The organism is Bradyrhizobium sp. S69 (genome assembly GCF_009766005.1).
Lineage (GTDB): Bacteria > Pseudomonadota > Alphaproteobacteria > Rhizobiales > Xanthobacteraceae > Bradyrhizobium.
The window spans coordinates 32,971-48,744 of record NZ_LMUK01000033.1 but is presented as its reverse complement, the minus strand read 5'-3'; the positions used below and the strand labels follow the sequence as shown (position 1 = coordinate 48,744).

General features: G+C 63.0%; 14 protein-coding genes. 10 read left to right on the top strand and 4 right to left on the bottom strand.

Translation table 11 applies throughout. From position 1 onward, the window contains the following. A partial coding sequence (locus GSQ88_RS13845; protein ID WP_246735293.1) for an enoyl-CoA hydratase-related protein occupies positions 1–504 on the top strand: 504 nt, incomplete at its 5' end. 197 nt (positions 505–701) lie between these two features. Here GSQ88_RS13845 and GSQ88_RS13840 read toward each other — a convergent pair. Then, positions 702–1,811: an ATP-dependent DNA helicase gene (locus tag GSQ88_RS13840; protein ID WP_159008314.1), complete on the bottom strand. Its 1,110-nt coding sequence runs from the start codon at positions 1,809–1,811 to the stop codon at positions 702–704. Positions 1,812–2,017: 206 nt separating this feature from the next. On the opposite strand from GSQ88_RS13840, the gene GSQ88_RS13835 reads away from it, so the two are divergent. After that, positions 2,018–3,226, top strand: a complete 1,209-nt coding sequence (locus GSQ88_RS13835) for an LLM class flavin-dependent oxidoreductase (RefSeq protein ID WP_159008313.1) — start codon at positions 2,018–2,020, stop codon at positions 3,224–3,226. 150 nt (positions 3,227–3,376) lie between these two features. Here GSQ88_RS13835 and GSQ88_RS13830 read toward each other — a convergent pair whose 3' ends face one another. After that, positions 3,377–4,288 (bottom strand): ABC transporter substrate-binding protein, encoded by a 912-nt coding sequence (locus GSQ88_RS13830; protein ID WP_159008312.1) that lies wholly within the window; start codon positions 4,286–4,288, stop codon positions 3,377–3,379. Between the two features lie 553 nt (positions 4,289–4,841). On the opposite strand from GSQ88_RS13830, the gene GSQ88_RS13825 reads away from it, so the two are divergent. From GSQ88_RS13825 to GSQ88_RS34965, 8 genes are all read left to right on the top strand, one after another. Then, positions 4,842–5,936 (top strand): ABC transporter substrate-binding protein, encoded by a 1,095-nt coding sequence (locus GSQ88_RS13825; protein ID WP_159008311.1) that lies wholly within the window; start codon positions 4,842–4,844, stop codon positions 5,934–5,936. After that, positions 5,917–6,954, top strand: coding sequence for an ABC transporter permease subunit (locus GSQ88_RS13820; protein WP_159008375.1), 1,038 nt, complete (start codon positions 5,917–5,919; stop codon positions 6,952–6,954). The genes GSQ88_RS13825 and GSQ88_RS13820 overlap by 20 nt, the downstream gene beginning before the upstream one ends. After that, positions 6,948–7,745, top strand: coding sequence for an ABC transporter ATP-binding protein (locus GSQ88_RS13815; RefSeq protein WP_159008310.1), 798 nt, complete (start codon positions 6,948–6,950; stop codon positions 7,743–7,745). The genes GSQ88_RS13820 and GSQ88_RS13815 overlap by 7 nt, the downstream gene beginning before the upstream one ends. Positions 7,746–7,774: 29 nt before the next feature. Continuing rightward, the gene (locus GSQ88_RS13810; protein WP_246735303.1) at positions 7,775–8,917 is read left to right on the top strand and encodes an acyl-CoA dehydrogenase family protein; all 1,143 of its coding nucleotides are present in this window, start codon (positions 7,775–7,777) and stop codon (positions 8,915–8,917) included. 31 nt (positions 8,918–8,948) lie between these two features. Then, complete coding sequence (locus GSQ88_RS13805) at positions 8,949–10,049, top strand: LLM class flavin-dependent oxidoreductase (RefSeq protein ID WP_159008308.1); 1,101 nt, start codon at positions 8,949–8,951, stop codon at positions 10,047–10,049. After that, complete coding sequence (locus GSQ88_RS13800; RefSeq protein ID WP_159008307.1) at positions 10,046–10,987, top strand: ABC transporter substrate-binding protein; 942 nt, start codon at positions 10,046–10,048, stop codon at positions 10,985–10,987. Before GSQ88_RS13805 ends, GSQ88_RS13800 begins: the two co-directional genes overlap by 4 nt. A gap of 589 nt (positions 10,988–11,576) precedes the next feature. Next, a complete protein-coding gene (locus tag GSQ88_RS13795; RefSeq protein WP_159008306.1) occupies positions 11,577–12,998 on the top strand; it encodes a putative sulfate exporter family transporter in 1,422 nt (473 codons plus the stop codon). 22 nt (positions 12,999–13,020) lie between these two features. Beyond that, positions 13,021–13,176 (top strand): hypothetical protein, encoded by a 156-nt coding sequence (locus GSQ88_RS34965; RefSeq protein WP_174248007.1) that lies wholly within the window; start codon positions 13,021–13,023, stop codon positions 13,174–13,176. A gap of 179 nt (positions 13,177–13,355) precedes the next feature. On the opposite strand, the gene GSQ88_RS13790 is transcribed toward GSQ88_RS34965, so the two are convergent. Together GSQ88_RS13790 and GSQ88_RS13785 are read right to left on the bottom strand one after the other, a co-directional pair. Then, positions 13,356–14,138, bottom strand: a complete 783-nt coding sequence (locus GSQ88_RS13790) for an alpha/beta fold hydrolase (RefSeq protein ID WP_159008305.1) — start codon at positions 14,136–14,138, stop codon at positions 13,356–13,358. 3 nt (positions 14,139–14,141) lie between these two features. Beyond that, positions 14,142–15,437 (bottom strand): O-acetylhomoserine aminocarboxypropyltransferase, encoded by a 1,296-nt coding sequence (locus GSQ88_RS13785; RefSeq protein ID WP_159008304.1) that lies wholly within the window; start codon positions 15,435–15,437, stop codon positions 14,142–14,144. Between the last annotated feature and the right edge of the window lie 337 nt (positions 15,438–15,774).

Here is a 15,774-nt window from a genome sequence, read left to right as displayed (position 1 = left end):
GAGCTTTCGAAACCGGTGATTGCCGCGGTTGAGGGACCGGCGGTTGCCGGCGGTATGGAGCTGGCGCTGTGGTGCGATTGCCGCGTGCTGGCCACGAGCGCGTATTTTGGCGTGTACTGCCGCCGATGGGGAATTCCGCTGCTCGATGGCGGTTCGGTCCGCCTGCCGCGGCTGGTCGGGCAGGGCCGCGCACTCGAGATCATCATGACCGGCCGCAAGGTGGCCGCCGACGAGGCGCTGCGTATCGGCATGTGTGAGCGCGTGGTTGCGCCCGGCGAGGCACGTGCGGCGGCAGAGGCGCTGGCGCAGGAGATCGCACGCTTTCCGCAGGCCGCGGTGCGCGCCGATCGCAACACCGTCCACGAAACCTATGGGCTATCGTTGCGCGAGGGGATGCGGCGGGAATGGGCCAATGGCGTCGAAGCCCATCATCGCGAGGGCGCCGCCGGCGCCGCGAGGTTTGCCTCCGGCCGCGGTCGGCACGGCGATTTCGCGTCGATCTGACGGCCTCATGGAGAGGAGCGCGCCTTTTTGCGCGCGTAGACGCCGCTCCTCAGAGCCGGTCAAGCCATCTCTGCCGTCATCCTGAGGTGCGCGCCATCTTCGGCGCGCCTCGAAGGATGGTGTTCAGCGCAGTGCGTGCGGCCATCCTTCGAGGCGCGCAAGAAAAAGCGCGCACCTCAGGATGACGCTGCAAACGATCACACCACGATGCTCAGCCGTTTCGCCGCCCGCGTGATCCCGGTGTAGAGCCATCTTGCGCGGCTGTCCTGAAAGGCAAAGCTTTCGTCGAATAGCACCACGTCGTCCCATTGCGAACCCTGTGACTTGTGCACCGTCAGCACATAGCCGTAGTCGAATTCGTCGTAGGGCTTGCGCTGCTCCCAGGGGATGGTCTCGATGGCGCCCCCAAAGCAGTCGCCGCGCACCGAGACTTTTGTCACCTTGTGCCCGAAGTCTTCGTCGGGCGTCAGCCGCATGGTGATGATCTTGGATTTCGAAGCCGCGCGCGATTTCACCCGCCACAGCCCGCCATTGAACAGGCCCTTCTTGCGGTTGTTGCGCAGGCAAACCAGTTTGTCGCCGGCCACCGGCAACGGATCCTCGATGTTCTGCTTCTGCCGCACCCGCATATTGTAGGAACGCCGCGTGTTGTTGCGCCCGACCAGCACCTGATCGGCGTTCATCACCCTGTCAGGATCGAGTTCGGCGCGCGACACCACTTCGCTCTCGCCGTAGCGCCCGATGTCGAGCTCGCGGCCCTCGCGCACGTCCATCGACATCCGCACGATCGGATCGTCCTGCGCCTGGCGATGCACTTCGGTCAGCATCTTGTCCGGTTCGCAATCGGTAAAGAAACCGCCGCCCTGGATCGGCGGCAATTGCGCGGGATCGCCGAGCACCAACAGCGGACAATCGAACGACATCAGGTCGCGGCCCAATTCCGCATCCACCATCGAGCACTCATCGATCACGATCAGTTTTGCCTTGGAAGCCGGGGCGTCGTCCCACAATTCGAAACTCGGCTGCTCGACGCCGGATTCCTTGGCGCGATAGATCAGCGAATGGATCGTCGAGGCGTTGTCGCAGCCCTTGTTGCGCATCACCAGAGCGGCCTTGCCGGTGAAGGCGGCGAATTTGACCTCACCATCGACGCCGTCGGCGATATGCCGGGCCAGCGTGGTCTTGCCGGTTCCGGCGAAGCCGAACAGCCGGAACACCGGTGGCGTGCCGTTCCTGCCGGGCTTGGCCTTGAGCCAGTCGGCGACGGCCTTCAGCGCGGAATCCTGATGCGGCGTAAAACTGGTCATCTGAGGGCTGTCATGGTGTCTCGGCGGAGGGGCGAGGCGGGCATAAAGCCTGCGACTCGGGCGACGCACAAGCTAACCATTCGGGCGCTTCATGCAAGCCGGCCTTCCGTACGGCGGAATTGCCTCGCCGCGTCAGCCACCGGACCTGACTGGACTTGCGACCGGCGGGGTCTACACTCCCTGAAAAAATAGACGGGAGAGACGTCATGAAATTCGGCATTTTTTATGAGCTGCAACTGCCGCGGCCTTGGGAGGCCGGCGGCGAGCTCAAGCTCTACCAGGATGCGCTGACGCAACTGGAGACCGCCGATCGCTGCGGCTATGATCATGCCTGGGTGGTCGAGCATCATTTCCTCGAGGAATATTCGCATTCGCCGTCGCCGGAATCTTTTTTGGCCGCGGCCAGCCAGCGCACCAAGCAGATCCGGCTCGGCCACGGCATCTTCCAGCTCACCACCAACCATCCGGCGCGGGTCGCCGAACGCGTCGCGGTGCTCGATCTCCTGAGCAACGGCCGCTGCGAATTCGGCATGGGCGAGAGCGCCTCGATCACCGAACTGGTGCCGTTCGGCCGCGACATGGAAACCAAGAAGGAAGTGTTCGAGGAAGCGGTCCGGGCGATCTTTCCGATGTTCAAGGACGGCGGCAGCGAACATCACGGCAAATATTTCGATATGCCGCTGCGCAATGTGGTGCCCAAGCCGGTCCAGAAGCCGCATCCGCCGTTGTGGATGGCGTGCTCGCAATTGCCGACCATCGAGCGCGCCGGCCAGCATGGTTTTGGCGCGCTCGGCTTCCAGTTCGTCAGCGCCGACGCCGCGCACGCCTGGGTGCACGCCTATTACAACGCGATCACCAAGCGGCTGAACAAGCTCGCCGATTACCAGATCAATCCGAACATGGCGCTGGTGTCGTTCTTCATGTGCGCCAAAACCGATGAGGAGGCGCGGGCGCGCGCCGACGGCGCCACCTTCTTCCAGTTCGCGCTGCGCTATTACGGGCAGGGCCAGAACAGGGCGCGTCCGGCGCCCGGCACCGTCAACATGTGGGACGAGTACAACAAATGGAAGCGCGAAAACCCCGAGGCGCAGGAGGCCGCGTTGCGCGGTGGCCTGATCGGATCACCGGAAACCATCGCTAAAAAATTGCGGCGGTTCAGGAGCTCGCATATCGATCAGGTGATCCTGCTCAACCAGGCCGGCAAGAACAGCCACGAGCATATCTGCGATTCGCTCGAGCTGTTCGCCAGGGAAGTGATGCCGGAATTCCGGCACGACCCCGAGCACGAAGCGTGGAAAGCCGGCGTCATGAGCGGTGCGATCCAGCTCGAGGAGATCGACACTGACGCGTTTACCGATCGCTACGGCAAACTCGCGGTCAGCGTCGCCAAGCCCGCGGTCGCAGCAGCGGGGTAGAATCGAGCTTTTTTGTTCGTCATTGCGAGGAGCGAAGCGACGAAGCAATCCAGCCTTGCTTGGTTGCTCTGGATTGCTTCGCGGAGCCTGTCATCGGGCGCGCATTCGCGCGACCCGGTGGCTCGCAATGACGAACTCAGTCACCCTGCTTCAGTTCGATCCCGCCGCGGCCGTAAAGCTGCGATCCACCGCCTTTTCGACGTCGAGTGTTTTCGCAAGGATGCCGTATCGCGTCGCGCGGTCGGAGGCTTGTTGAATCTCCTTGACCACGCCGGCATCGATCGCGATCCCGTCGGTGTGCTGCGCGGTATAGGCGCTGAGCAGCACGTCTTCGGGAAGTTTTGTCAGCTCGGCGGTGGCCTTGGCGTAGTCGGCGACATGATCGAGCGACCATAGCCGCGCCCGGTTGAGCCGCTGCACCAGATCCTGTAGCGCGGCGCGCTTGGTGGCGATCGCCTGGTCGGAGGCGACATAGAAGGTGATGGTCGGCGTCAGGCCCTCGCCATCGGCAACGACCCGCGCGTTATCCTTCAGCGTCGCGTAGGAGACATAGGGCTCCCACACCGCCCAGCCGTCGATCGAGCCGGCGAGCAGCGCGATCTTGGCGTCCACCGGGCCCAGCGGCGCGAAGGTCGCATCGTTGATTCCGCCGCCTGCCTTCTCCAGCGTGGCGTCGATCAGGAACTGGCCCCAGCCGCCGCGCGTCCCGGCCAGTCGCTTGCCCTTCAAATCGGCGATGGTTTTGATCGGCGAGTCCTGCCGCACCAAAATGGCCTGGGTCCGCGCGTCGGAGCGGGTGCCGCCAATCGCCTTGATCGGCGCGCCCGCGGCATAGACGGTCAGGAAGGCCAGATCGCCGGTGTAACCGAAATCCAGCGCGCCCGCGTTCAGCGCTTCAAGGATCGGTGCGGCCGCGGGAAACTCCGACCATTCGATCTTGTAGGGAAGATCCTTGGCCAGGCCTGCGATTTCGAGCAGCGAGCGATTGCCGCCCTTCTGATCGCCGACGCGCAATGTCACGACATCCGACGCCAGCGCCGATGCCGTGAGCGAAACGCCCATCAGGACTCCGAACAGCGCAGTGCCGGCATGGCGAAGCCATGTGTGCGTTTCAGATTCGTGTCCAATTCTGTTCATACGGGGCGTCTCTTCCGATTTTGCGATGTGAGGAGATGATGTGTTGCGATGCTCTGAACCTACGAGCGGCCGAATGGCAGTCAATGAAATGGCTCACTGAATATTCGAACTGCCAGGCAACGATCGTCTCGATAGCGAAGCCACGGAAGAACGTTGCCCTGCTTGGCAGAAAAATGCCCGCTAATCGGGCAGGCCGATGCGGACGAGATCGATTCAATTTTACCGGGGATGCAAAAATCGTTGCATCGCGTGATGAGATGATTGTGGAGATAATCTCTCCATTGGCTTTTACATTCAAAATTCCATTTCATTGACGATGGCGTTGTTGCCACGCATCATTCGTGCACCGTTTCAACAAAGTATGGGCAGCAAGCTCGCGGGGATTGAACCGGGTTCACCGAGTGTAACGGAGAGACTGCCGGGCCGCGGCGTTGTCGCGCCGGAGTGATCTCGTGTCGCCTCAAAGCTGGAGAACGAGATGTCGAAAGACACCAAACGTAACGATTTACTGAATCGCCGCACCATGCTGCAAGCCGGCGCCGCCGCCGCGTTCGCCGCACCGCTGGGTGTGTTTGGCGCCAAGGCCTTTCCCGTCGCTCCGCCCAGGATCGATTTCTCGGAATTTCCGATCTGCAAGACCTCGTCCGATGCGCCCGCGCTGACGGGAGCGCCGCGGAAGCTCAAACTATCCTGGAATGCCGGCGCGGTGTGCCTCACGCCGCTTCCGGTCGCGATCGATCACGGCTTCTTCCAGAAGCAGAATCTCGACGTCGAGCTGGTCAATTACAGCGGCTCGACCGATCAACTGCTGGAAGCCATCGCCACCGGCAAATCCGATGCCGGCCTCGGCATGGCGTTGCGCTGGCTGAAGCCGCTGGAGCAGGGCTTTGACGTCAAGATCGCCGCCGGCACCCATGGCGGTTGCATGCGTGTTTTGTCCCGCGTGAATTCGGGCGTCGACAAACTGGCCGACCTCAAGGGAAAGGTCGTCGCGGTCGGCGATCTCGCCGGTCCCGACAAGAATTTCTTTTCGATCCAGCTCGCCAAGCAAGGCATCGATCCGAACGCCGAAGTCGATTGGCGGCCTTTTCCCGGCAATCTGCTGCAGCTCGCGGTCGAGAAGGGCGAAGCTCATGCGGCCCTCGTTTCCGATCCGCTGGCTTATCTCTGGCTAAAGGACAGCGCTTACAAGGAAGTCGCGTCCAATCTCGACGGTGAATACAAGGACAAGAGCTGCTGCATCGTCGGACTGCGCGGCGGCCTGGTGCGTGAGGAGCCGCTGGTGGCGCGCGCCATCACCCAGGCATTGCTCGATGCCGCGATGTTCACCGCGCAGAATCCCGACCAGGCCGCGGCGTCGTTCCAGCCCTACGCGCCGAAGAACGCCAGCCTGGCCGATCTGCAAGCGATGGTCAGGTATCACACCCACCATCACCATCCGGTGGGCGCGGTGCTCAAGCAGGAACTGAAGGCCTATGCGGACGACCTGAAACTGGTGTCCGTTTTCAAGCCCTCTACGGACACAGCGAAGTTTGCGGAGCGAATCTATGTCGATGTCCTCAACGGCGTCTAGGACGGCCGAACTGGCGCAGTCCGCGGACGAGGGCGCAATCCTTGCAGCGCGGCCGCTGGCGTTGCCGGCGTCGTTATGGGCAAGCGGGCCCGCGATATTCGCAAGCCTGGCCTGGATAGGGTTCGGTCTTTCCTGCCTGTTGTGGGAAGACCTCGGCGACTGGTCGCGAACCCATGAGCTGGCGATCGCGGCGTTCGTGATCGCAGCCGGCATCCTGGTTGCTGCGCCAAACGCGCTGCGGCTTGGCCGCTTTGGCAAGGGCCTGCAATTGCGCGCGCCGTGGTTGCTGGCGCTCGGACTGTTCTTCACGCTGTGGGAAGTTGCGACCGCGAAATTTGCCTGGTTGCCGCTGCCGTTCTTTCCGCCACCGCAGGCCATCATCGAAGTCTACACCGATGATCTACCCAAGCTGCTGGTCAGCGTTTGGGCCTCGGTCAAGCTTCAGCTCGGTGGTTATGCGATCGGGGCTGCGGCAGGCTTCCTGACCGGCGTGTCGATCGGATGGTCGCGCAGCGTCGGCTATTGGGTTCATCCCATCCTGCGCTTCATCGGGCCGCTGCCGGCCACCGCATGGCTGCCGTTCGCCTTCTTCACGTTTCCCTCGAGCTGGAGCGCGAGCACGTTCCTGATCGCGCTGGCGACCGCGTTTCCGGTCACGGTGTTGACCTGGTCCGGCGTCGCCAGCGTCAGTAACGCCTATTACGATGTGGCGCGGACGCTCGGCGCAAAGCCTTCGTTCCTGGTGCTCAAGGTCGCGATCCCGGCGGCGCTGCCGCACGTCTTCGTCGGCCTGTTCATGGGGCTCGGCTCGTCCTTTGCCGTTCTGGTCGTGGCCGAAATGATCGGCGTCAAGGCCGGGCTCGGCTGGTACCTGCAATGGGCGCAGGGCTGGGCGGCTTACGCCAACATGTATGCCGCGCTGATCGTGATGTCGCTGTTGTGCTCGGGTGCGATCACACTGTTGTTCAAGACACGCGACCGCTTGCTGGTCTGGCAAAAAGGCGTCGTCAAATGGTAGCGCTCGCGATTGCGGAACAGGAGCTGCCGGCCGCTGCCGGGGCTTCGCTCGATGTCGAAGCCGTCAGTCATGCCTTCGATATCGACGGCGCCGTGCTGCCGGTACTGGACAACGTCAGCTTCAGCGTCAAGGCGAGCGAATTCGTCGCCTTGCTCGGCCCGTCCGGGTGCGGAAAGTCGACCTTGCTGCGCCTGGTCGCCGGACTCGAGCCGCCGCGCGCGGGCATCTTGCGCGAGGATGGTGATCCGATCGCCGGGCCGTTCCCATCGCGGGTCGTGGTGTTTCAGGATCCGACGCTGTTGCCGTGGCGGACCGTCTGGCACAACGTCGCGCTCGGCCCGGAAGCCCAGGGCATTCTGAAGCAGCAGCGTCACCGCGTCGATGCGGCGATCGACCTTGTCGGTCTCTCGACCTTTCGCAATGCCTATCCGCATCAGCTCTCCGGCGGCATGGCGCAGCGGGTCGCGCTGGCGCGCGCGCTGGTCAACGACCCTCGAATCCTGATTCTCGACGAGCCGCTCGGCAAGCTCGATTCGCTGACGCGTATTACCATGCAAGCGGAAATCGCCGCTCTTTGGCAGCGCAGCGGATTCACCACGCTGCTGGTGACCCATGATGTCGAGGAGGCGGTGTTTCTCGCCAATCGCGTCATCGTGTTCAGTGATCGCCCGGCGCGGATCAAGGCCGACATTGCCGTGGACCGTCCCTATCCCCGGCACCGCGGCGATCCAAAGCTGGTCGAACTGCGCCACGAGATCCTTGGCCTGCTTGGATTGGACGCAACATGGTGAGCGCGAATAGCGGTTCGGTACGCAAGACGCTGGATGCCACGCCGGTCCCGTTCGAATGCGCCAGGCTACTGGCCAGCGAATTCGCGGCGCGGGCGGCGAAGCATGACCGCGACGCCAGTTTTCCATTCGAGAATTTCAAGGAGCTTTCCGAGGCGGGACTGCTGGCGCTGACCGTGCCGACGGCGCTGGGCGGCCATGGCGCCAGCGCGCTCGATACGGCGCGGATCCTCGGCATCTTCGGAAAAGCCGATCCGTCGACCGCTTTGGTGCTGTCGATGCATTACATCCAGCATCTGGTGATGGCGAAAAGCACGCGCTGGCCGGCGCGGCTTGCGCGCAAGCTGGCCGGCGAAACCATCGCAGGCGTGGCGCTGATCAACGCGCTGCGGGTCGAGCCTGATCTGGGTTCGCCGTCGCGCGGCGGGTTGCCGGCCACGATCGTGCGCAAGACCGAGACCGGATGGCGGCTGACCGGCCGCAAGATCTATTCGACCGGCGCGCCAATCCTGAAATGGTACGCGGTGTGGGCGAGAACCGACGAGCCCGTGGCGCGCGTCGGCCTGTTCCTGGTTCCCGCAGGACTGCCGGGCACGCGCATCGTCGAGACCTGGGATCATCTGGGCTTACGCGCCAGCGGCAGCCATGACGTGATCTTCGACGACGTGGTGTTTCCGCTCGATCACGAAATCGACGTTCGCAAGCCGGACGACTGGCGGGTGCCGGATTTCACCCAAGCCACCGTTCACGCGATCTTCGTCGCCGCGATCTATGACGGCATCGCGCGGGCCGCGCGGGACTGGCTGGTCGATTTTCTGAAAAACCGTGTGCCGTCCAATCTCGGCGCGTCGTTGGCAACGCTGCCGCGCGCGCAGGAGATCGTCGGCGGCATTGAGGCGCGTCTCGCCGTCAACGCCCGCCTGATCGACAGCTTCGCTGGGGATTTCGACGATGGCGTGCTGTTGAGCGCATCGGAATCCAACATCATCAAGCTGACGGTGACCAACAATGCCATCGCGGTGGTCGAGGACGCTTTGTCACTGACCAGCAATCACGGGCTGACCCGCGCCAATCCGCTGGAACGGCACTATCGCGATGTGCTATGCGGCCGGGTTCATACGCCACAGGACGACGCGACGCGCGTCACGGCCGGGCGGCTCGCGCTCGGCATTTGAAATTTTCTGGAATTCAACAGGGAGTGATCCGATGTCAGTGGAATTCATCGGCTACATCAGCAACAACAATTCATCCGAAACCGTCGTGCGGCAGGGACCCATTCTCGATCGCCATCATATCGAGACGGTAGCGAAGGCCCACGAAAACGCCGGGTTCGACCGCGCGCTGCTGGCATTTCATTCCACCACGCCGGATGGCTTGCAGATCGGCCAGCATGTGCTCGGCGTCACCGACCGACTGAATGTCTTGATCGCGCAGCGTCCGGGCTTTACCGCGCCGACCTTGATCGCGCGTCAGTTGGCGACCGTCGATCAATTGTCCGGCGGCCGGGTCGCGCTGCATGTGATCACCGGCGGCAACGCCACCGAATTGAAGCAGGACGGCAACGTCATCGACGACAAGGACGAGCGCTACGCCCGCACCGATGAATTCCTGGATATCGTGCGTTCGGAATGGAGCAGCACAAAACCGTTTTCCTATAACGGCAAATATTACAAGGTTGAAAACGGCTTTTCGCAGATCAAGCCGTATCGCAGCGAAGGCATCCCGATTTTTGTCGGTGGCGCCTCGGACGCCGCGATCGAGGTCGCCGGCAAGCACGCCGATACGTTCGCGCTGTGGGGCGAATCCTACGCGCAGGTGCGCGATGTGACGTCGCGTGTCAGGGCCGCGGCCGCCAAGCACGGCCGGCCGGCGCCGCGCTTCAGCCTCTCGATCCGGCCGATCCTCGCCGACACCGAGGAAAAGGCCTGGGCCAAGGCTGAGGCTATCCTGGCGCAAGCCACCGCACTGCAAGACAAGACCGGCTACCGCAAACCCGCCGACGGCCACGCCACCGCCGGCGCGCGCCGGCTGCTGGCGCTGGCCGAACAGGGCACCCGGATCGACAAGCGGCTGTGGACCGAAATCGCCAAGCTCACCGGCGCCAACAGCAACACCACCGCTCTGGTCGGAACGCCCGAACAGATCGCCGAAGTGTTCGGCGATTATTACGATCTCGGCGTCAGCCATTTCCTGATCCGTGGCTTCGATCCCTTGATCGACGCCATCGAATATGGTCGCGAATTGATTCCGCGGACCCGCAAGCTGATCGCCGAACGTGGCGCCGCCCGAAGCGTCGCGGCGGAATGATGCGTTCCCTGCTTATTGCGGGCGTCTTGCTGAGCGCGATGGCCTCCACGAGCGCCCAGACGACGTTGCGCGTCGGCGACCAGAAGGGAAATTCCCAGGCCGTCATGCAGGCGGCGGGCGTGCTGAAGGATGTGCCGTACAAGATCGAGTGGAAGGAATTTCCGGCGGCAGCGCCGTTGCTGGAGGCGCTCGGCGCCGGCGCGATCGATACCGGATTGGTTGGCGACGCGCCCTTTACCTTTGCCGCGGCGGCTAACGTCCCGGTCAAAGCCATCGGCACCATTCGCCAGAGTCGGGACGGTCTCGCAATCCTGGTGCCGCGCGATTCCAAAATTCACAGCTTTGAGGATCTGAGGGGAAAGAAGATCGCCACCGGTCGGGGCTCGATCGGGCATCAGTTGATTCTGGCAGCGCTGGAAGCGAAAGGATGGTCTCCGAGCGATGTGCAGATCGTGTTCCTGGCGCCGTCGGATGCCAAGGTGGCGTACACGCAGGGTTCCGTCGATGCTTGGTCGACCTGGGAGCCGTATGTCAGCCAGGAAGAAGTATTGTTTCGGTCGGTGCGCGTGATCACGGCTGAAGGCATTACGCCCGGACTGGGCTTTCAGGTTGCCTCGCCCGATGCGATCCGCGACAAGCGGCCGGAACTGGAAGATTTCCTCCGCCGCCTCACGGCGGCCCGCGCCTGGTCACTGTCGAATGTCGGCGCTTACGCCGAAACCTGGGGCAAGCTGATGAACATCCCGCCGGCGGTGCCACTGAACTGGCTGAGCCGGGCGAAAATCCACGTCGCCCCGATCGACGACAGCGTGGTCGCCGGCGAGCAGCAGACCATCGACCTGTATTTCCGCGCCGGCCTGATCAAGCAGAAACTGAATGCGGCCGATATCGTCGACCGTTCGTTTTCGGAGGCCATCGGTAAGGGAACGGGGCTTTAGGGCGACCGCGGCGCCTCAGGTCGTCATTGCGAGCGAAGCGAAGCAATCCAGTTCTTGCTTGTGGTTACTGGCTCGACCGTCATCCTGAGGAGCGGCGTCTTCGCCGCGTCTCGAAGGATGGTGTTCAGCTCGGTGCTTGCAGCCATCCTTCGAGGCTCGCAAGAGCTCGCACCTCAGGATGACGTCAGAGATAGCTTCAGAGGCTCTCAGGATGAGTCTGAGGAGTTTGAGTCGACTAGGCCGATTCTCTCGTTCGTCATTGCGAGCGAAGCGAAGCAATCCAGGCCGCAAGAAAGACTGGATTGCTTCGTCGCTGCGCTCCTCGCAATGACGAATGCGAGGTCGACGCTTCAACAAAAGTCATTCCTTCTACGCCATCGTGGTTTGCGAGAACGCTGTTGCCTGCGCGCGATCAACAAAAGAATTCTGTGAGATTGCGGCTGCCGTTATTTCGCCGTCATATTCGATGTGGGGGCGTCGGCTGCTTGCCGGGCGCGCGATCTAGCAGGCTTCTGTTCGGAAGCGTCGGGGACGTCGGATGTCGGATATTGCGGTTGAACGTTCAGAGCCCATCGCTCTGAAGGCGCGGTTGAATGAGGACTGGCTCGCGCTGGTGATCGGCCTGTTGGTTTTCGCCGCATCGCTTTTCAGCATTGCCGGAACCGATCTTTTGGGCTGGGCGGTCACCACCTCGGTCTATACCGATGTGACGACGGCGCTAAGCCCGATCGCCAAGGCCTATGCCGGGCTCGGCGGCGGCGGCGCGCTGATCGCTACTTATGCCGCGCTGGTGATCGTGTTGAGCCTCGGCGTGACCACGCTGGGCGCCGACGCCAGGAAATTCGCCATCGCCTTCACGGCGGTGTTTGCCTTCGCCTATGCGAGCTGGATTCTCGGCAGCTATGCCCATATCGCCGCGGTGACGCCGGCCGAGCAGCAGAAATTCGGCATCGCGTGGTCGCTTAAATTGACCAATGAAGGCGGCTTTGTCGTCGCACTGCTGGCCGGGCTGATCATCGCCAACTTCTTTCCAAGGCTCGCCGATTGGCTGAAAGAAGCGATCCGGCCGGAGCTCTATATCAAGATCGCGATCGTGATTCTCGGCGCTACCGTCGCGGTGACCGCGGCGGCGCGGCTCAACCTTGCGTCGTCGCTGCTGCTGCGCGGCGCCGCGGCGATCGTCGAGGCCTATCTGATCTACTGGTCCATCATCTATTACATCTCGCGCAAATGGTTCGGCTTCAGCCGCGAATGGTCGGTGCCGCTGGCGTCCGGCATTTCGATCTGCGGCGTCGCAGCCGCGATCGCAACCGGCGGCGCGATCCGGGCGCGGCCCGCGGTGCCGGTGCTGGTGTCCTCGCTGGTGGTGGTGTTCGCCGTCATTGAAATCCTGATCCTGCCGTTCCTGGCCCAGACCTTTCTGTGGCAGGAGCCGCTGGTGGCAGGCGCCTGGATCGGCCTTGCGATCAAGACCGATGGCGCGGCGGTGGCCGGCGGCGGCATCACCGAGTCCTTGATTATGGCGAAGGCGGCGGCGGAAGGCATCCACTATCAGCCGGGCTGGATTCTCGCGACCACGACCACCGTCAAAATCTTCATCGATATCTTCATCGGGATCTGGGCGTTCATCCTCGGCTACATCTGGACCAATCACATCGACAAGGGGCCGGACCGGGCAAAGCCGTCGGAAATCTGGCAGCGTTTCCCGAAATTCATCCTCGGCTTCATCTTCGTGTTCGCGGTGTCGCTGTGGCTGGCGGTCGGATCGACGCCGGAGATCGCGAAGGCGTTGCCGGCCGCGGCGGGCGAAGCCAACGTGTTCCGCGTAATCTTCTTCATCCTGACGTTCTTTTCGATCGGCGTGCTCTCGGATTTCCGCAAGCTGTGGCAACAGGGCTTTGGCAAACTGGCCGCGGTGTATTTCGTCAGCCTGTTCGGATTTGTGATCTGGGTCGGGCTCCTGATCTCCTGGCTGTTCTTCAGCGGCTTCAAGCCGCCGCTCGCGAGCTGAATGTTTTTAGAAGGAATACGCGATGTCGCAACCGGACCTCAGGAATGAACTCGCCACGGCGGAGGTCGAACCTCTGCTGCCGATCGAGAAGAAGCTGATCGGCTGGAGCCTCGGCCTCGGAATCGTGCTGTTGGTGATCCTGATCGGCCTCAATCATTTCGTGCCGATCAAGATCTAGCGACGGGGTCCCGTTGGGGAGAGGTCGATTTGCGAAGCAAATCGGGTGAGGGCCCTTATACCAAACGAGAGGCTCTAACCCCTCACCCGGCGCTACGCGCCGACCTCTCCCAACGGGAGAGGTGAAGGGAAATCGCGACCGATTCAATCAATAATCATCAAGCTCTAGAACGGCGTACCTCAGCCCTGTAGCGCCGCGAGCAGTTCGTCGGGGCGTTCGACCATCATCATGTGACCGGCGCCCGGCAGCACGATGGTCTTGGCATGCGGGATCGCAGCCGCAAGCGCCTTGCCGGCTTTCGCAGGGGTCATCATGTCGCGTTCGCCGAGGATCAAGGTTGCCGGCACGGTGATCGTCGTGGCTGCCGCGAGCGCGCCCTGGTAGGCGTTGCAGGCGGCAAGATCGTTGTACAGCACGCCGGGCCGGCATTGTTCGAGCACGCGCTGGGCGCCGGAATGCATCCACAGGCCGGGCGCCAGGCTGCCGCCGAGTTCGGCCTGAAAACCCAGTCCCCAGATCGAGACCATGTCGATCGCGGCCTGATCATTGGCTTCGGCCGCGCGCAACAGATCAGGCCCGACCGTCATGGTCGCCGCCGTTCCGATCAGGCTCAGGCCCGAGACCTTTGACGGATGCCGCGCCGCAGTCTCCAGCGCAATCAGCGATCCCATGGAATGGCCGACCAGCCGCGCACTTGTCGCGCCCGCGGCCGCGATCAGCGCCGCGGTCCAGTCCGCCATGTCGGCGATGGTGGATAGTGGATCGCCCGCCGAGCGCCCATGGCCGGGCAGATCCGGCGCCAGCACCGCAAAGCCGTGATGCGCAAACCAGCGGGTGTGCAGCGCCCAGGTCGTGTGATCGAAGCCGGCGCCGTGCAGCAGCACGATCGCGGGCAAACTGGGATCGAATTCGCGGCCGCCGGTGGCGGCGAAAATCTCGGTGCCGTTCACATGGAGAAGCATGGCTCAAGCCTTCTGCGAAATACGAAGCGCCTGGCCGAGATCGTCGATGATATCGGCGGCGGTCTCGATACCGACCGACAGCCGCACCAGCTCTTCGCCGATGCCCGCGGTCTTGAGCTGGGCTGCATCCATCTGCTGGTGCGTGGTCGATGCCGGATGAATCACCAGCGTCTTGGCGTCGCCGACATTGGCGAGATGGCTAATCATCCGCAAGCTCTCGATGAACTTCTTGCCGGCGGGCCGTCCGCCCTTGATGCCGAAGCTGACGATCGAGCCGGCGCCGCGCGGCAACAGCCGTTTCGCCAGCGCATGGTCGGGATGATTTTCCAGCGAGGGGTGCAGCACCCAGTCGACCGCCTTGTTCGCGGCGAGGGCCTCCAGCACCGATTGCGTATTGGCGAGGTGGCGATCCATGCGAATGCCAAGCGTCTCAACGCCCTGCAACAGTTGAAAGGCATTGGTCGGCGACAGGCACGCGCCGAAATCGCGCAAACCTTCAGTGCGCGCCCGCATGATGAAGGCGGCGGTGCCGAATTGCTCGTCGAAGACGATGCCGTGATAGCCGGCATAGGGTTCGGTCAGCACCGGGAACTTGCCCGACGCGCGCCAGTCGAACCGCCCGCCATCGATGATCGCGCCGCCGATCGCGATGCCGTGGCCGCCGATCCATTTGGTCGCCGAATGCATCACCAGATCGGCGCCGAGCTCGATCGGCCGGCTCAGATAGGGCGTCGCAAAAGTGTTGTCGATCAGCAGCGGGATTTTGGCGGCATGCGCGATCGCCGCGACTTCCGGGATATCCAGCACTTCGAGGCCTGGATTGCCGATGGTCTCGCCGATGACGAGGCGGGTGTTGGGACGGATGCTGCCGCGGAACTCATCGAGCGCGCGCGGCTTGACGAATGTCGTAGTGATGCCGAAGCGCGGCAGCGTATGCGCCAGGAGATTGATGGTGCCGCCATAGAGCGAGGCCGAGGCGACGATGTGGTCGCCGGCGTTCAGCAAGGTTGCGATCGCCAGATGAAGTGCTGCCATGCCGCTCGCGGTGCAGATCGCGCCGACGCCGTTTTCCAGCGCGGCGAGGCGCTCTTCGAGCACGGCGGTCGTAGGATTCGAAATCCGGGTGTAGATGTGGCCGGCGCGTTCGAGGTTGAACAACGCCGCGGCGTGCTCGGAATCCTGGAACACGTAGGACGTGGTTTGATAGATCGGGACGGCGCGTGCGCCGGTCACGGGGTCGGGATGTTGCCCGGCATGCAGGCTGAGGGTCTCGAAAGCGGGCGGCTTGGGTGCGGGCATGATGAACTCGGCTGCGGGATCGGGGCTTGGTAGTTCAAGGTCCTTGCGAAATACTGTGTCTAGTCTGTCATAAACCGTCTTTGATTGTTAGCCGTCCGCAGCCGCGGATTTTCTGCCGTTGGAGCCGATTCCGGGCGTCGCGGCTGAGGCCGAAGAAGGATCGCCTGTTGCCGGCGATTCTGACGACAATAATCTTCTGCACAATGCTCGACCCTTGGAAACTATCTGTGATGGCCGACCGCGTTGCCAAAGCTTGAGGCAGAGTTCGACTTTTGTGCCATGAAATGAGCCCGACGGCTCACGCCATGATTAACCAGTTTGCGTGCCGGCAACGTCA